This window comes from Novosphingobium sp. FW305-C-111 (assembly GCF_058783565.1).
On sequence record NZ_JBYSYP010000016.1, the window covers coordinates 13,392 to 29,485 of the forward strand.

At 63.1% G+C, this 16,094-nt stretch carries 14 protein-coding genes; 5 read left to right on the forward strand and 9 right to left on the reverse strand.

Annotation, left to right across the window (positions count from 1 at the left end; all coding sequences use genetic code 11):
- Nucleotides 1-4: 4 nt before the first annotated feature.
- The 5 genes from AC3WLD_RS16150 to AC3WLD_RS16170 form a co-directional block, all read right to left on the reverse strand.
- Complete coding sequence (locus tag AC3WLD_RS16150) at nucleotides 5-496, reverse strand: hypothetical protein (RefSeq protein WP_492558000.1); 492 nt, start codon at nucleotides 494-496, stop codon at nucleotides 5-7.
- Nucleotides 497-602: 106 nt separating this feature from the next.
- A complete protein-coding gene (locus tag AC3WLD_RS16155) occupies nucleotides 603-1,115 on the reverse strand; it encodes a hypothetical protein (protein ID WP_492558001.1) in 513 nt (170 codons plus the stop codon).
- Nucleotides 1,116-1,158: 43 nt separating this feature from the next.
- Nucleotides 1,159-1,476 (reverse strand): hypothetical protein, encoded by a 318-nt coding sequence (locus AC3WLD_RS16160; RefSeq protein WP_492558002.1) that lies wholly within the window; start codon nucleotides 1,474-1,476, stop codon nucleotides 1,159-1,161.
- Nucleotides 1,473-1,928 carry a hypothetical protein gene (locus tag AC3WLD_RS16165; protein ID WP_492558003.1) on the reverse strand — a complete coding sequence of 152 codons (456 nt, stop codon included), beginning with the start codon at nucleotides 1,926-1,928 and terminating at the stop codon, nucleotides 1,473-1,475. Before AC3WLD_RS16165 ends, AC3WLD_RS16160 begins: the two co-directional genes overlap by 4 nt.
- Nucleotides 1,929-1,990: 62 nt before the next feature.
- Nucleotides 1,991-2,596, reverse strand: coding sequence for an SOS response-associated peptidase (locus AC3WLD_RS16170; RefSeq protein WP_492558004.1), 606 nt, complete (start codon nucleotides 2,594-2,596; stop codon nucleotides 1,991-1,993).
- 87 nt (nucleotides 2,597-2,683) lie between these two features.
- Here AC3WLD_RS16170 and AC3WLD_RS16175 point away from each other — a divergent pair, with 87 nt between their 5' ends.
- Nucleotides 2,684-2,875 (forward strand): DUF6771 family protein, encoded by a 192-nt coding sequence (locus tag AC3WLD_RS16175; RefSeq protein WP_492558005.1) that lies wholly within the window; start codon nucleotides 2,684-2,686, stop codon nucleotides 2,873-2,875.
- A 16-nt stretch (nucleotides 2,876-2,891) separates the two neighbouring features.
- Here AC3WLD_RS16175 and AC3WLD_RS16180 read toward each other — a convergent pair whose 3' ends face one another.
- Both AC3WLD_RS16180 and AC3WLD_RS16185 read right to left on the reverse strand, forming a co-directional pair.
- Nucleotides 2,892-3,263: a hypothetical protein gene (locus AC3WLD_RS16180; RefSeq protein ID WP_492558006.1), complete on the reverse strand. Its 372-nt coding sequence runs from the start codon at nucleotides 3,261-3,263 to the stop codon at nucleotides 2,892-2,894.
- A gap of 144 nt (nucleotides 3,264-3,407) precedes the next feature.
- On the reverse strand, nucleotides 3,408-3,944 hold the full coding sequence (locus AC3WLD_RS16185) for a DUF736 domain-containing protein (RefSeq protein WP_293680316.1): 537 nt from the start codon (nucleotides 3,942-3,944) through the stop codon (nucleotides 3,408-3,410).
- Between the two features lie 220 nt (nucleotides 3,945-4,164).
- Here AC3WLD_RS16185 and AC3WLD_RS16190 point away from each other — a divergent pair, with 220 nt between their 5' ends.
- From AC3WLD_RS16190 to AC3WLD_RS16205, 4 genes are all read left to right on the forward strand, one after another.
- Nucleotides 4,165-5,703, forward strand: coding sequence for a site-specific DNA-methyltransferase (locus AC3WLD_RS16190; protein WP_492558007.1), 1,539 nt, complete (start codon nucleotides 4,165-4,167; stop codon nucleotides 5,701-5,703).
- Complete coding sequence (locus AC3WLD_RS16195; protein WP_492558008.1) at nucleotides 5,703-8,366, forward strand: DEAD/DEAH box helicase; 2,664 nt, start codon at nucleotides 5,703-5,705, stop codon at nucleotides 8,364-8,366. The genes AC3WLD_RS16190 and AC3WLD_RS16195 overlap by 1 nt, the downstream gene beginning before the upstream one ends.
- A gap of 217 nt (nucleotides 8,367-8,583) precedes the next feature.
- Nucleotides 8,584-9,537: an aminotransferase gene (locus AC3WLD_RS16200; RefSeq protein ID WP_492558009.1), complete on the forward strand. Its 954-nt coding sequence runs from the start codon at nucleotides 8,584-8,586 to the stop codon at nucleotides 9,535-9,537.
- A complete protein-coding gene (locus AC3WLD_RS16205; protein ID WP_492558010.1) occupies nucleotides 9,537-13,160 on the forward strand; it encodes a DEAD/DEAH box helicase in 3,624 nt (1,207 codons plus the stop codon). Before AC3WLD_RS16200 ends, AC3WLD_RS16205 begins: the two co-directional genes overlap by 1 nt.
- A gap of 51 nt (nucleotides 13,161-13,211) precedes the next feature.
- On the opposite strand, the gene AC3WLD_RS16210 is transcribed toward AC3WLD_RS16205, so the two are convergent.
- Complete coding sequence (locus tag AC3WLD_RS16210) at nucleotides 13,212-14,669, reverse strand: argonaute/piwi family protein (RefSeq protein ID WP_492558011.1); 1,458 nt, start codon at nucleotides 14,667-14,669, stop codon at nucleotides 13,212-13,214.
- On the reverse strand, nucleotides 14,666-16,003 hold the full coding sequence (locus tag AC3WLD_RS16215) for a DUF4365 domain-containing protein (RefSeq protein WP_492558012.1): 1,338 nt from the start codon (nucleotides 16,001-16,003) through the stop codon (nucleotides 14,666-14,668). Before AC3WLD_RS16215 ends, AC3WLD_RS16210 begins: the two co-directional genes overlap by 4 nt.
- Between the last annotated feature and the right edge of the window lie 91 nt (nucleotides 16,004-16,094).

A 16,094-nucleotide genomic window follows, 5' to 3' on the forward strand; every position in this document is an offset into this window, starting at 1 on the left:
CGGCTCAGTCCTCGGCGCGCGGCAGCGGCCGGGTCGGCAGGAGATCAATCCGGCGCGGGCCCGGAGCAGTGGCGCGTAAGGCTTCGAGCCGACCAGGCACTTCGTCCGCGTGCTGGGTGATCTCGATCCGCTGGAGCGAGACGATCGTCCAGACCGCAAGCTCGGGCCGCTCGGTGACGTGGACCGAATAAGCGATCGGCAGCTTCTCGGGGTAGAGCCAGAGCAGCAGGACAGGCAGCGCGGCGAGGTTAGGGCAGCCATCGATCCCCTGCAGCGTCATCACGCCGGTGTCGCGGTCGTAGCGGCAGGTTATCCCGAGCGGCTCGGGATGGCCGACAAGCCCGAGGATGGTCTCCCGCGCCTTGGCGCCGAACACCGCATCGAGTTCGCCCGGCGGCTGCGCGGCCGGGTCGGCGGCGAGATCGGCAAGGAACAGCTCGACCGCAGCGAAACGCGCGGCCTCCTCGCTAGTGCAGGCAAGTTCGAGGGAAAGCATGTGGGACGGCATGGCTCGGGGGCTTTCGCTGGTGCGCGCGCCGCGCCCGGACGGATCATCCGCCGGGACAGACAGAAGAACGGCGCAAACGCGCGGGGTTGAAGGATCAGAGGACGAGGTGGCGCTCGACGTGCGCGCGCTCGCGGGCTCGCTGGAGGTTGTAGACGGGAACGCCGTGCGCCCCGGCAATGCGCAGCGCCTGGCCGGTGCCGCCCGAGGCCTCGCCGTCGGCGGTCCAGCACAGCACGAATTCCGAAGGGCGATCGAGCGTGGGCCCGAGCACCTGGAAGACGTTGCGGGTGTGGAGGTCCTGGACGAAGCGCGAGAGCTCGGCGAAGGCGAGATGGTGCGCGGCGGCGATCTCGCGCGCCCTGCCCCAAAGCTCCGCCCCGAGCGTTCCCACGTGGAAGCTGCTTGCCGAGCCGCGCCAGCCCGGGACCGGCAGGAAGATCTGCGCTGCGCTGCCAGCGCCGCGTTCGAACGCACTGTCGGCACCGATCGCGTGGCCCGAGCGCAAGACGTAGCCGCGCTTCATGAGCGCAAAGGCGGCGCGGGTCATCAGGCCCAGAAACTCGGGCGGCGTCGCGCGCGCGCCGATGCCGGTGTAGGTGCGAAGCATGGTCGGTCTCCCCATAGGAACACCGAAGCCAAGCCCCCTCCCCTCACCGGCCGTCCGCCGGATACCAGTTCAGCACCGGCGGATCAGGTTGGGCGGCATCGAACGCGGCAATCGCGGCGTGCGTGATCCAGCTCGCGGGATCGCGCAGCGCGACATAGGCGCCGTAGAACCGGCCTTGGCACACCACGAACTGAGCGTGGACATCGTCGGTCACGGCTTCGCTGACGAAGAAGCCAGCTGCGCCGCGCAGATGGACCGGCGGGAGCACGCCGAGCATCTCGTCGTGGAACGCTTCGCTCACGCGCGAGAGCGGAAATCGGGCGAGCACGGCGGCGCGTTCCGGGTCGGAAGCCTCGATCATGATTGGTCGCCGCCGACAATCTGGAACGCGGGAATGGTGAGCTCAGCCCGCGCCATCTCGTGCTTGAGGTCGCGCAGCCGGGTGAAGCTCCTGATCCACGACGGGGGAAAGAGAACCCATTCGTCCTCGCTCGCCGTGTAGTCGCGCAAAGGCCCGCTGCCGTCGAACACGACGATCTCGGGAAGGTACGCACCGAGGCAGCCTCCGGACCAGCGGCGAAACGGCAGTCCATGCGTGACGCAGAAGGCGTCGATCTTGGGGATCTGCCCGCCGTTGAGCTCGGTGCCGTAAAGCTCGAGCGGCTCGCCCGTGACGAGCGCCGCGGCATCGAACGGTTCGCCGTCCCATTCGACGCGCAGGTCATAGTCGCCCGCGTGGGCGGCGAAGGCTGCAAGGTGTTCGCGCGGGCATGCGCCGCCGATGGTGATGTGAACGGGAGCGCGGTCGCCCATGGGTCAGGTCCTTTCGCGGGTGTCGTTGATCCGACCCCGCTCAAGTCCCCCTCCCCTCGCGCTCAGCTGCGGCGGGCCGCCCAGCGTTCGGGGGTGCGCTCGACCTCAAGCTCGCTTGAGCATGTCTGGCACAGCGCAAAGGCCTCGGCCGGGGCGCCGGCCAGCCATTGCTCCCAGTCGCTGCGCTCCAGCACGACCGGCATGCGGTCATGGACATCGGCCATCTGGGCGCAGCCATCGACCATCACCATCGAATAGGCCCGGCCCCATTCCACGGTCGGGCGCCAAATGCCGGCGACGGCGAAGATGTCTTCGCCCGCCAGCGAATACCAAGTGCGGGTCATCGCCCCCTTCGCGCCCTCGGCCTCGGCCCAGGCGCTGACCGGGATCAGGCAGCGGCGACGCTCGAAGCTCGCTCGCCAGAATGCGGTGCCAAGCTTGTCCTCACGCGCGTTGTTGACCGGCTTGGGTTTCAGTATCTGCCCGCTCTTGCCCTTGAGCGCGAGCGGAAAGCCCCAGGTCATGACGCGGGCCTCGGCCTCTGCGACGACGAGGCCGGGATAACCCGGATAGACCTCTGCGGCGAAGTTGGCGCCCTCGCCTACCCGCGCGCCGAACAGATGGGCGATCTCCGCGGTTGCCTTGGTCATGCGGTAGAGGTTGCACATGTCCCGATGCTCGGTTGGACGGTGGTCCGTGTCAATCGCCCGGCCGCGCTTCTTGCAAATAAGTTCTCTCTATGTTCCATTGTCCGCATGGAACGAATCGATACGTCTGCTGTCGCGCATGCGATCCTCGACGCCCCGGGCTGGGCGCGCGTAGGGATCACCGCCCCGAGTTCATGCCTGCGCGAGGACGCCGCGCTCGAACTGGCGCGGGTGATTGCCGATGCGGTTACCGCGCCTGCCGGCGAGACGCTCGAGGCGCAGACCTCGGTTCCGCTCTGACCCGAGCGAACCCGGGTCACCCGGCAGGCAAGTCCAGCAGCGGCACCAGCTGCGGGTCGAGCGCAAATCCCAGACGGCGGGCCAAGTCAGCGGCGTGTTGGAAGTCGGCCGCCCTGACATGCAGCGAGCGCGCGAGATCAGCGAGGCTCTCGCCCGGGCGCGGCGCTGACAGGGCATGGAGTTGGCCGCAGGTCTCGGTCACCGCGAACGGCCAGGTCATGGCGATCGCCACCACCTGTTCGGCCAGCACGATCAGGGTGTCTCCGGTCTCAATCGCCTCGTCGCACTGCGAGGCGTCATAGGCATTGCCGGTGCTCGCGAAGGCGTGGTGGCGCCGGGTCTCGAACGCGAAACGTTCGCTGTCGGTCTGCATGATGATGGTCTCCAAGGGGCCCCAGGCAAATGAAGAGGCGGAACGCCGGGCGGGGGGCAGGCCGGCGTTCCGCCTCGGGCCGCGCGGGGGGCGATTGCGCGGCCTTCCACGGGGACGGGGACCCGCGGTTGGGTCCCCGTCAGTGGAGTGGATGGTCGATCAGGCGTCGACGAGGGGCGGCAGCGCGCCTTCGTGTTCCGCGCCGTCCTTGGCCGAGGCGCGGCCGCGCTTGCCCGGAGGGGTCGCGGTGCTGTCGCCCAGGCCATCGTCGTGGCGGGCTTCGCCGGCCTGCTCGCCAGCGCGGTCGTTGCCGCTGACATCGTCGGCGCCGAACATGTCGCTCTCGCCGTATTCGGCCGAGCCGAGCTGGCTGCTGCGGCGGCGCGGACGCTGCCAGGCCACCGCCATCGTGCCATCCTCGCGCGGGAAGGCGGCGATGTAGAGCGGCTGCGCCATCGACGGGTCGTCGATCTTGCCCTGGTAGAAGCTCTCGCCGGTCGAGTTCGAGGACAGTTCGAACAGTGCGCCGACGATCACCCAGCGGCGCTGGTCGTTGAGCGCGACGATCTCGTACTTGGGCGCGCGCGGGTTGCTGGAAGTCACCGGCCGGAGGCCGATGGTGCGGGTGATGGTGAGCGTTTCGACGGAGCCGATCAGCTGGCCGTTGGCGTTCTTGCGGATTTCACCGATGTTCATGGACTGTCTCCTGGTAGGATCGATTGCGACCGAACCCCTTGTCCGGTCACTCTCTTCCCACCCCCCTTCCCTCCCGGCCGTCAGGCCGAAACTGCGGGCTTTGCCCGCAGTGTGATGTTGTTCAACCGCCGAGACAAATCCGGAGAACCACCGCTGCTGAATTGCTCTCTTCCCATAGGCCCACTATTGCTCAGGCAATTGGAACAGGGAGCCGAATTAAATGCCAACGCTGTCGTGGTTAACGCGCGAAAAGGACGTGAAGAGCGCGGATGCCGTGGCTTATCGGCTGCTGGAGCGGGACGACGCGCTATCCTTCGGTGATCCTGCTTCCGGCAACATGCTGATCCAGGGCGACAACCTGGAGGCGTTGAAAAGCCTGCTGCCCTATTACCGGGGGCAGGTGAAGTGCATCTATATCGATCCGCCCTACAACACCCGGTCGGCGTTCGAGCATTACGACGACAATCTGGAGCACAGCCAGTGGCTGGCGATGATCTGGCCTCGCCTGGTGCTGTTGCGCGAGTTGTTGGCCGAAGATGGCAGCATCTGGGTGTCGATCGACGACAACGAGGGACATTACCTCAAGGTCATCATGGATGAGGTGTTTGGGCGGCGGAATTTCATCGCCTCCAATATCTGGCAAAAGCGATATTCCCGTGAAAACCGGGAAGCTATTGGCGATGTGCACGAATACTTGATGGTCTATGCCAAGTCGCCAGAAGCGTTCAAGGCATCGCGGAATCGTATCCCGCTGGATGAGCAGCAGGCCAAGATTTACAAGAATCCAGACAATTCGAAAGAGACTGACCCGGCCAAGCGTTGGCGCGGCTTGCCAATGACGGCGCAGGGGTTTCGTCCCAATCAGATGTACGTGATCACGGCACCTAACGGGACACAGCATCGTCCACCGGAGGGGCGTTGCTGGTCCATGATCGAGCCCGAGTTTGAAAAGCTGAAGGCCCGCGGACGTATTTACTGGGGCAAAGACGGTAAGGCCCAGCCTAGCGTCATTCGCTATCTCTCAGAGGTAGAAGGGTTGGTTCCTTGGACCTGGTGGCCCCACACCGAAGTCGGCCACACCGATGAAAGCAAAAAGGAATGTAACGCTTTGTTCGGTGCAGATGTGAGCTTCGGCACACCGAAGCCCGAGCGACTGCTTGAGCGTATCTTACACATTGCCACTAACCCCGGTGACCTTGTGCTCGACAGTTTCCTGGGTTCCGGTACGACTGCGGCAGTTGCCCATAAAATGGGTCGCCGCTGGATCGGCGTCGAAATGGGCGATCACGCCGTCACGCACTGCGCGCCGCGCCTGAAGAAAGTGGTCGAGGGCGAACAGGGGGGCATTTCCCAGGCGGTGAGCTGGCAGGGAGGCGGCGGCTTTGCTTTCAATCGGCTTGGCGAGGCGGTGTTCGACGAAGACGGCGCGATCAATCCCGGGGTATCCTTCGCGCCGCTAGCCGCCCACATCTGGTTCGCGGAAACCGGACAGCCGATGGCAAGCCCCCATTCCGGGCCGTTTTTGGGCAGCCATGAAGGCCACGGCTATGCCCTGCTCTACAACGGTATCCTGGGCGACAAGAGCGTGTCCGGCGGCAACGTGCTGACCCGCAAGACGCTGGCCATGATCCGCACTTCTGCAGGAGACTTTGCCGGGCCCATGACCGTCCATGGCGAAGCCTCCCGGCTTTCCCCCGAAACGCTGAAGGCAGAGGGCATCGTGTTCAAGCAGACCCCCTATGACGTGAGGGCCCGCTGATGCAGCTCAAGCAATATCAGACCGATACGCTGGGCGTGCTGCGCCGCTTCTTCGAAGATGCACGGCTGCGCGGGCCGAAGGCAGCCTATGAGGCGATCACGCAGGAGCCGGAGCAGGCCAGGCGCCTGCGCGGCTATGGCGGCAAGTATGAGCCGCTGCTGGGGCAGGAAGAAATGCCCTATGTCTGCCTGCGCCTGCCCACTGGCGGCGGCAAGACGTTGCTGGGCGCGCACGCCATTGGCGTCGCCAAGGATGCCTGGATCGAGCAGGATTTCCCGCTGGTCCTGTGGCTGGTGCCGACCAACATGATCCGCACCCAGACGGCAGAAGCGCTTAACAATCCGAAGCACCCCTATCGCCGCGCGCTGGACGACCAGTTCGGTGGGCGCGTGCGGATTTTCGACATTGGCGATTTTACCCGCATCCGCCCGCACGACCTTGCGGCCAACTGCTGCGTCGTCGTCGGCACGTTGCAGACCTTGCGGGTGGAAAGCACCGACGGCCGCAAGGTCTACGCCCATCATGAAGAGCTGGAGCCGCTGTTCAGCGAGGTGCCTCGGCGCAGTGCCGGGCTGGAGACTCTGGGGCCGGATGTTGCCACCAAGGTTGGGGGCCATCCAGACGACATCCGCTTCAGCTTCGCCAACCTGTGCCATCTGCGCCAACCGCTGATGATCGTGGACGAGGCGCACAAGGCCGTCACCGGCCTGTCCCGCACGGTCCAGGAACGCGTGAACCCCTGCGCCATCGTGGAATTCACCGCCACGCCCCATAGGAAGAGCAACATCCTCCATTCAGTCAGCGCGCTGGAGCTGAAAGACGCGCAGATGATCAAGCTGCCGGTACGGCTTGAAGAGCATGAAACATGGGAGGGCGCAGTTACCGGCGCGATCATGAAGCGCGCCGAACTGGCGGAAGAAGCGGCGAGGGACCGGGTGGGCTACATCCGCCCGATCGTGCTGTTCCAGGCCGAGGATAGGAACCGCGAAGTGACCGTCGACGTGCTGCGGCAGCACCTGATCGACACGCACCATATCGATCCCAGGGCCATTGCCGTCGCCACCGGCGATCAGCGCGAACTGGACGGGATCGACCTGTTCAAGCCCGATTGCCCGATCGAATACGTCATCACGGTGGAAGCGCTGAAGGAAGGTTGGGACTGCTCCTTCGCTTATGTCTTCTGCTCGGTCGCCAACATCAAAAGCTCCACCGACGCGGAGCAGCTGCTCGGCCGCGTTCTGCGCATGCCCTATGCCACGCGGCGCAAGGCCGCAGTGCTTAACAAGGCCTATGCCAACCTCGTCTCGAAGTCGTTTGCCGAGGCGGCGAATACGCTGCGGGACCGCCTGGTCGAGATGGGCTTCGAAGAAAGCGAAGCCGAGGCGAACATCGAGGCCGGCCAGGGTTCGCTAGACGAGGGCCTGTGGGGCGAGAAGCGGCGCCCCAAGCCGACCGCCCGGATCGAGGTCGATGCATCGCCGGATGTGCTGGCCGTAGTAAAGGCCGCTGCGCCCGAAAAGGTGAAGATCGAAGCAGCTCCGGGTGGATCGCCTGTGATCACCGTAACGGGTTTCCTGCGGCAGGCGGAAAAGGATGTGATCTACGCCGCCCTGCCGGAAAAGGCGGCAAACGTGGTTCGCGAGGCCATTGCGCAGCACGAGCTGGAGCATGCTCACAACGCCTCTCCGGCTGAGAAGGGTGAGGAATTCGTCGTGCCTCGCCTGATGGCAGCCGTGCAGGGAGAGTTGGTTTTCGCTGATGCTGATGTTCTGGGCGAATATTTCGAATGGTCGCTGGCGGATCATTCGGCGCGGCTGAGCAAGGCGGAATTTGATGTGCGCGACACGTCAGAAGCTTTCGAGATCGACCTCGATGGCGATCACCTGCTCGTCCGGCATAGTGATCAATCTGATCAGTTGATGCTCGACGTGCCAGTCGATGGCTGGACGGCGGGCGGCCTCGTCAACCTGCTCGCTAAACAGGTACGGCAGGCGGACAGAGCGATCAGCCATGGTGAAATGGTAGCCTGGCTGAGCGACGTGGTTGCCTTCCTCACCGGCCCGCGCGGGATCCCGCTCGCCGCTCTGATGCGTTGCCGGTTCATCCTGGCCCGCAAACTGCGCGAGAAAATCGCGGCAATCCGGGCCGAGGTGCGGAAGGGCGTTTATCAAAAATGTCTTTTCGCTCCGGATGCAAAGCCCGAACTGTCGTTCGAGAACGGCTTCTGGTTCCACGAAGGCATGTTTGCAGGCGTACCGTGCTACCGTGGCACGAAATGGCGGTTCAGCAATCACTATCTGGGCTGGGATCGCGTCCCCGCATTTGACGGCAAGGACGATGGCGAGGAGTTCAAGGCTGCGCAGCAACTCGACAGCATTTCGGAGGTGGCGTTCTGGGTACGGAACGTCGCCAAGCACCCCGACGCGTTTTGGCTTCCGTTAGCCGGTGGGCGCACCTATCCCGATTTCATCGCGAAGCTCAAAGACGGTCGATTGCTCGTGGTCGAGTACAAAGGCGAACACCTCGTCGCCGATTCAAACGCAAAGAGGGCCATCGGAGAGCTTTGGCAAAACGCGAGCAATAACTCTGGGATCTATGTCTTTGCCGAGAAGGAAAGGGAGGGAATGACAGTAAAGCAGCAGATTTTGGCGGCGATCGGTTAGACTGGATTGCGGCAAGTCGGCCGGCTCGTTGGACACTCCGGAAAGGCTCCTCTCAGCATCGCAATCCGGGAGCGCGGACGTTTTTGCCAACGTTCCTACCAATCAGCTAGGCACACTAATTCCGGTCGCGCCAACGCAAATATGAGGCACTTGAGTCACTATTTGCGCTTCATCCCGCCGCCCAATTTGCCTACACACGGCGCAGGGGAGCTAGACATTGAGCTTGCACAATTGCCCACCACCAAAGGCTGCGCTGGCACGATGGCTTAAAGACTATCCAAGCGAGATCGACAATTACGGTCACCTTTTGCTTGAGCAAGATTGTGACTGCGACGATGATCTGATCGCCGATTTCGTGACCTATTTTGAATCCGCGCATGCAGATGCGCGCGCATTTTTTCACGAACAGATGGGCATCGAGCTTCACCCCGATGTGGATGGCCCCGCAGCGCATATCACTTATCCCACTTGCCTACCGCCGATAACGCGACGTGGCCTGTTCGGTGAAGTCATGGCCGGCATGCTTACCGAACATTACGATTATGTCGGTTGCCATGACTGGACGATCCCGGTCTTCCTGTTCCGCTACCATGAAGATGCCGAGGCCTATCTGTTCGCCCTTGTCCGCGATCCCGAACGGAAGCGCGAAGTCTATGGCCGTCGCGGATCGGACTTCCTCGCGCTCGCGCTAAACGACGCAGGTGAGATCGAGCGGTTTATCGCTGGCGAGGCGAAATGGCGGAAAAAGCTCCAGCCATCTGTCGTTGCCGAGCTCATGTACGGAAAGAAAAAGAAGAACCCCGAGACCAACGAACTCGAGCATGACGGCAAGGGGATCTGGTTCCAAATTAATCGCGACATTCCCGCGCCGCATGGCCTTCGACAGCTCCAGCGACTGCTTCGCGAAATCGATCCGGACGGCTATTCGGCAGCAATTGCGACTCTCGATCGAGTACTGGTCGCCCGCAATGCCCAACCGCTCCCCCGCACCAACCTCATCCTGATTTCAGGTGGGGATGTGCCGAGCCGGGAGGCGACCCACTCGCTAATACCTTGGGACGCGGTGCCAGAGGACTACACTGCGACGCACGACCTGCAGGTGGTCGAACTAATCCTCAAAGATGGCGATAAACTGATCGACGGCGTCTATAACGCCCTCTGGCCAATCTGATGCCGGCGCACGATCCCCAACGTCTAGAAATCGCGAACGGAGCCCGCATCGGGCTCGCGCTCGAAAACGAGATATCGGCCAACCAGGCACGCTCCTATGTCCGCTGCCTTCAGATCGGCTGGCAGGTCGATACGATCGGCTGGAACAATGCCGACTCGGAAGCCCAGTTGGCAGATGCACGCAGCCTGTTGCAAGCCGCCGAGATCTTCGCCGAAATCGAAGGCCATGACGCTCCGCGCGCGATCGACTGTTATCGGCGTGCCGGCGAAATCCTCGAATGGCTGGCGCGCTCCGCTGACGCTATCAGGAAGATCGCCCCGATCGAATTGCTGGCCGGCGCGGCGTTTCAGCTGGGCGGCTTGCCCGCCATGGCGTCGGGACTGCTGGGTCAACTCGATCTCGAAGAGGAGGGGGCTCGCCTGTTCGCGGACTTTTTCCGCGCCGATTTCGACGCCGTGCTTGTCCATGCGATGGCGTTTTGGGACCAGAACGGCGATTTGACCGATGTTGGGTCTTCGCGCCAAATCCTGGAGCAGGCCGAAGACGATCGACTGTCCTGGTATTTCACGGTCGAACTGGTCCGTGCGCTCGGTCTCTACGCGGATTCGATTAGGCGGGGTGATGATGGCCGCCTCGCCAAAGCCGCCGCCAAGCTCAAGGCACTCGACGCCATGGCCGTACGCACATTCAGCGACGATGTGGCGCTGCTGGTCAGCCTGTTACGGCAGGTCGGCGAGCGTTTCGCCAACGCCAGCATTTATCGTTCGGTCCGCGCCCTTGGCGAACTCAATGTCGAGCGCATGCCGCGCATGCTCGCGTTCGCGCGCGACCAATTCTCACGCGGTCGCGGTATCCTCTGGTCGTCGCAGCGTGCCGGCCTCACGCGCCTGCTCGAAAACTCCTCCTTTGCGCTCTGCACACCCACCGGCTCGGGCAAGACGCTCGTTGCCAATCTCGGCTTGGTGAAGGAACTGCTGCTGCGCGATCATGGCGAGGTCGTGCCGCTCGCGCTCTACCTCGTGCCGTCGCGCGCGCTCGCCGGGGAAGTCGAGGCCAAGCTGACCGCCGAACTTGGCCGCGATCTCATCATTACAGGCCTTTATGGCGGCGCCGACTGGGGCATCACAGATTATTGGCTGAATGCCGACCGGCCTACGGTGCTGATCGCCACCGTCGAAAAGGCCGATGCGCTCATGCGCTATCTCGCGCCCCTGCTGCTCAGCCGGCTGAAGCTGCTGATCGTCGACGAGGCCCACCAGGTACTCCCCGAAGATACCGAAAGCGGCCGGAGCGACTTCGCCGATCACAGCAGCCGGTCGTTGCGGCTCGAGAGTTTCGTCGCCCGATTGCTCACGCAGGCCCCCGACATCACACGGATCGCCTTGACCGCAGTCGCAGGCGGTGCCGCCGGGCCCGTCGCGCGGTGGATGGAAGGGCATGGCGAGGCCGCTGCGATCGGAACACGCTATCGCAGCACCCGGCAGGTTATCGGCGTTCTCGAAACCGCATCGGAACGGCGCAGCACCATGTTGCTCGAACTGATGAACGGCCGTCCGCTTTATGTGCAGGGTCGGGACGCACCGGTGTATCTCAACCTGACGATCCCGCCGATGGCGCAGTTGCCGGCGCAGATGCGCTCGAGCCTCAACCGCTTCAACCAGGTCACCGTCTTGTGGACCGCGCTCCACCTTGCCGCGACCGATCGCCGCATCCTGATCTCGCTCGCGCAGGAACCCGAGCAGACGATGGGCTGGTATGTCCAGTCGTTCGCTCTCCCGGCCTGGCAAGGGCTCCCGGCTTTCGTGCCGCCGGAAGGCATGGGCGGCGCGCTGTTTGCCGAGGCGCGGGCCGCCTGCGTCGATTATTGTGGGCCGGAGTCCTACGAAGTGACGCTGCTCGATCGCGGCATCGCGACCAGCCACGGCCAGATGCCGCAGCGCCTACGCCGCTTGATGGTGGCGCTGATCGACGAAAAGATCTGCCCGATCACGGTCGCAACCGCCACGCTCACCGAAGGCGTGAACCTGCCGTTCGACATCATCTTCGTGACCTCGCTCAAGCGCAGCGCCTACGATAACGTCAAGCAGGAGCCGATCATCACGCCCTACACCCCGGCCGAGTTCCGCAACCTCGCCGGTCGTGCCGGACGCCCGGGCGCGACACGGGGCATGGAGGGTCTGACGCTGATCGCGTTGCCAACCACCATCGCTACCACCGCAAATGGGCAGAAACAGACCCAGCGCAACCAGATGGACGCCCTGCGTGAGGATTATGACGCCCTGCGTGAAAAGCTCCGGCTCGATGAACTGGCTGGCGACGCAACGCTCAGTCCGCTCGCCATGCTGCTCCAGGAGTTGCGCGACAAGGCGCGGGTCTATTTTGGGCATTTGACCGACGAGGGCTTTCTTGACTGGCTGGAACAGGTCAAGCCGGGCGAAGTCAGCGATGATGCCGGAACCGGCGCGAGCGGCGGATTAGCGCGATTGGCAGACACCGTCGACGAACTCGATGCTTTCGTCATGACCGCGCTGGAGGAACTGAGCCTCCTCAATCCTGCGCTCGACGGCGCGCAGGCCGAGGCCAAGCTCGCGATGCTGTGGCAAAAAACCTTCACTGTCGCTGCCGCTGCGCAAGAGGCCTGGCTCGAACTGGCGATCGTGCGGCGTGGACGCGCGATCGTCGAGGATATCTATCCCGATGCCGACGAACGGCGGCGCCTCTATCAATATGGCTTCTCGCCCTATGTCGGGCGACGTTTTGAAGCGATTGCGCCGGAACTTGGTGATCTCTTGGCGGCGGCCGTTGATTATGGCACCGAGACACCAGCCCAGCGCCTAGCGCGGTTCGAGACGTTGGGTGAATTGCTGAAGGAGGATCGCGGCTTCGGATTCCGCGTCCGCGACACCGTCACCGACCAGACCATCCTCGATAACTGGACCGACGTTCTTGGCTGGTGGATGCGCGGTCCCGAGGGGGCCGTGCCCGCCGCCGGTGAACTACGGGCGCGACAGCGCTTCGTCGCCGATAATCTCGAATTTCGTCTGGGGGTCGCGATCGGTGCGGTCGTCGCTCAGAAATGGACCGCAGGTGCCGGTGATCCGCTGGCGGTTCCCTCGCTTGCCGACTGGAAAGAGACTACCGGTCTCCCCTGGTTCGGCTTCTGGGCACGCGAGCTGCTGCGCTGGGGAACGCTCGATCCCTTCGTTGCCTTCGCGTTGGCGCAGTGGCGAGCCAAGACGCGCGAGGATGCCGAAGCACTGAGGCCCTTATTCGAGGATTGGCTAGGCAACGAGGTCGACGCACCGACCTCCGAAGACCTGATCGACCCCCAGCAGTTTCTGGCCTGGGAACGGAGTCTGCCTGCCCGCGAACGGGTGCGCGCCGAGGCCGTGCCGGAGGAAGCCGAGCTGACGGGGACGACCGGCGCCATGAAACGCTACAATGTCCTGCCGATGGCCGGTGCGGACGAAGTCATCTGGCTCGACGCGTCTGGTTACGAGCTTGCCCGGTCGCCTGACGAGTTTGGACTGTATGACCGGTCGGATCTTGCTAATGATTACGTACTCGATGCCGAGGGGCAGGCTACAGTACGCCGCGTATTCGCCCGCTACGGGCGTAGATGATCCCCTCGGCAATGTCTGCGTTTGAGCTAAAAGCTTCAAGCTTGGAGCGCTCTACATGTAGAAGCTGTAACGAGGAGCAATCTCCTGACCATCGGGGACGTACTTTAACACCTCGCCCACTTGCTTCGCGGCAGCGATCGTGATGGGCAGGCCGTTGTCGAACTGGGTGTTGTTCCAATTCATCTTCGTCAAGGCCAGCATCTCAGCCGCCACATGTTGTAGCGGCTGGCCCAGCGCCTGGCACCGTAGCATCAGTGGTCTAGGGACATACATGCCAGGATACGTCCTAAAGAACTCGACGCTGCCACGGGTGTAGAGGAGGGCCTGGTCCTTCTCGAAGCGGAGCAGCGATCCTCGCAACGGCGGATACACACCGAGCCGGTAGAGTCGTGTCATCGACTTCTGCACCCAGATCAGGTCGGCATAGTCGATGTTGCGCTCGTCGATTGCCTTGTGGAAGCCGGCCAACTCATTCCGATCGAACCGCGATGTCTTATGAAGCACGACTCGCGCCGGATAGTGGCCGTGCTGCTGTCGGAACACCTTAAGAGAGTTGCGGAGCAGTTCGTAGGCGTCTTCGGCTGTGAGATGCGGCCGTCGATCCTCCTCGCTCTCCACCATACGACCGCCACGTAGGATCAGACCCTCGCCACGCTCGTCGAACATCTGTGCGGTGCTGGTATGGACATGCTCGCCATCGATCGAGCGGTAGAAGCTGAGCCCGACAAACGATGTCCGCAATTGTCGCGCATCCCGAGCGAGTCGCCAAGGTAGCCCTCCCGCCTTGTAGTAGATTGCGGTCAACAGATTCCAAGCAATCGTGGCCGGGTCTTGCGTCCGGCGGTCACTGTTCTCTTTCAGCTTGCGCGGGATTTTGTAGGCTGGATCGAAGGTCGTGGGCCACAGAAGCTGGATCGGCAGATGTAGCCGCATGCAGGACGCCTTCAGCATACCCCGAAAGTCGAGTTCGGGACCACTTTCGTCCGGACCTTCCTCATCGTTCTCAGACGAAGTCGCCGCTCTGGCGTTATAGGTCCGCTGGATTATCTCGACCGGCAACGCGACCAGTACTACATCCGGCTTCATCGTCCGCTCGGAAAGCACGCCGATCTCGTCGGCGATGCTCTCCACGACGGCCCTTGTCATTTCCCGCTGCCCCGGAATGGCAGCCAGCCTCGCGATCTCCTTTGGCGGCAGAACGCGCTGGAGTTCGTCCGAAGTGACGAACTCGCACCGGAACGCTTCCTCGAAAGACAGGCCAGGGAAGGCCGGAAATAGGTTGGGTTGGCGGCTGGCCTTGGCCTCGAACCCGGATCGACAGCTCTCCAGCCAGCGGGCGGTGCCTTCGACGGTCTCGGCGCTTCCGACGATGCCAACCTTGATGCGCTTCGGCGCGCCTTCCATGCCGGCATCGAACGGACCGTAGTCCATCAGGCCAAACCTGATATCGACATGCCGCATCGCCCCGCCGAACTCGAGGGGCGGATCGGTTAGGTGGCTCAACTTCACGAGGCCGCTTCCGCCTGTGCCCAGTCGAACAGCGGGGAGTCCGGGTCACCCTCCTGCGACTTCCAGAGATCATCAGGAACGCCGACCTCGAGGCACAGCGGATCGAGCGCCGAGAAGCCGAGGAACGGATACTGGTCGGCGTAGAGCGTTGCCGCGCCATGGGTGGTGAGAAAGTGCCTCCACATCACAAACTGTCCCATGACCGCCGCGTTGTTCTCGAGTTCTTTGATCTTCTTCAGCCGCTCTCCCCCGAAAAGCTTATCAGGTTTGTAGCCGTCCCTCGTGAAATGGTAGGTCGGCGTAATCTCCGCATACCACTTGCTTCCAAGCCTGGTGAACCGGTGAAGGAACGCCGAGTGCCGGAAGTAGGCAGGCTGCGTGGGGTCGTCGCGCCGCTTCCCGTATCGCTTTACGACGTCCCGTGGAACGAAGCTCTTCAGGCGCTTGTAGGCATATCGGAGCTTGTCGCGGTCGCGGGGCTTTCGGAAGTAGTACGCACCGCTTTCGCGGTCATGCCAGAGCGTGGACTGAACGAACCGCCCCATGGCCCGGTTCATTAGCGCCACGAAGTCGCGCTGCCGATCCTCGTCCTCGCTATCCGCCCACTCGTCGGAGCCGAACTCCTCCATCGCTTCCGCTTGGCACAGCTTGTTCCAAGGCCAGCGGTCCAAGTCATGGAAGGAAAGTACAGATTTGCTCCGCACGATCCACTCTCCGCCAGCATCGGGATCGATCTCGCGGAGCGCCGCACCGAAGCTCTTGTCTGTGGCATGGTCTGTGGGAGCCCAGTATAGCGTCTTGCCGAACGAAACCCCAAGGAGGTTAACCAGCAAGTCTTCCTGGATGCGCGTACTCGGGGCGACCGCGCCTGGCGCAGTAGCGAGCGCAATTGCCGCTATAGCCTGTTTCGCGTTGCGGTCGAACACGTCGTTGTTTTTGTCGAAGACGACCTTCCGCGCCTTCAGCCGTTCGGGGTCCCTGAACCACTCCTTGATCGATTTCCAGTAGGCAGTGCCGCGCTCCGGCAAGACGACGATGAGCAGAACCGGGGCAGTGCCGTGCAGCCAGTAGGAGATATCGTTCTCGGAGCACGGGATCTCGAAGCTGTCATCGGTCTCCGCCTGAAGACGCTGGCGCTCGGTCGATTTGCCTTGGACCTGCAGCAGGAGATTGCCGACCACCTCCGTTTGTTCGTCCCGAAGCTCGATGTAGCCGTCGATGCCGGCCTCGACGCCGCCGGTCGGGTAGAAGACGTAACCCATCGCATGGACCACGCCGTCAATGTGAGCCATACCGCGCTGGCCTATGATGTCGCTTCGACCGATCTTCTTCATGCTTTCTCCGCTGGAAGCATATGTTCACTTTAGGTTCTTTTTCGAGTCCTGAAACGCAGAAGGTCTATGCTATGCACAGTTACGGCGATAG

Bases quoted from the DNA above. Each gene is read 5' to 3' on its own strand.
- AC3WLD_RS16150 (WP_492558000.1), bottom strand. From the start codon at position 496: ATGCTTTCCCTCGAACTTGCCTGCACTAGCGAGGAGGCCGCGCGTTTC.
- AC3WLD_RS16155 (WP_492558001.1), bottom strand. From the start codon at position 1,115: ATGCTTCGCACCTACACCGGCATCGGCGCGCGCGCGACGCCGCCCGAG.
- AC3WLD_RS16160 (WP_492558002.1), bottom strand. From the start codon at position 1,476: ATGATCGAGGCTTCCGACCCGGAACGCGCCGCCGTGCTCGCCCGATTT.
- AC3WLD_RS16165 (WP_492558003.1), bottom strand. From the start codon at position 1,928: ATGGGCGACCGCGCTCCCGTTCACATCACCATCGGCGGCGCATGCCCG.
- AC3WLD_RS16170 (WP_492558004.1), bottom strand. From the start codon at position 2,596: ATGTGCAACCTCTACCGCATGACCAAGGCAACCGCGGAGATCGCCCAT.
- AC3WLD_RS16175 (WP_492558005.1), top strand. From the start codon at position 2,684: ATGGAACGAATCGATACGTCTGCTGTCGCGCATGCGATCCTCGACGCC.
- AC3WLD_RS16185 (WP_293680316.1), bottom strand. From the start codon at position 3,944: ATGAACATCGGTGAAATCCGCAAGAACGCCAACGGCCAGCTGATCGGC.
- AC3WLD_RS16190 (WP_492558007.1), top strand. From the start codon at position 4,165: ATGCCAACGCTGTCGTGGTTAACGCGCGAAAAGGACGTGAAGAGCGCG.
- AC3WLD_RS16195 (WP_492558008.1), top strand. From the start codon at position 5,703: ATGCAGCTCAAGCAATATCAGACCGATACGCTGGGCGTGCTGCGCCGC.
- AC3WLD_RS16205 (WP_492558010.1), top strand. From the start codon at position 9,537: ATGCCGGCGCACGATCCCCAACGTCTAGAAATCGCGAACGGAGCCCGC.
- AC3WLD_RS16215 (WP_492558012.1), bottom strand. From the start codon at position 16,003: ATGAAGAAGATCGGTCGAAGCGACATCATAGGCCAGCGCGGTATGGCT.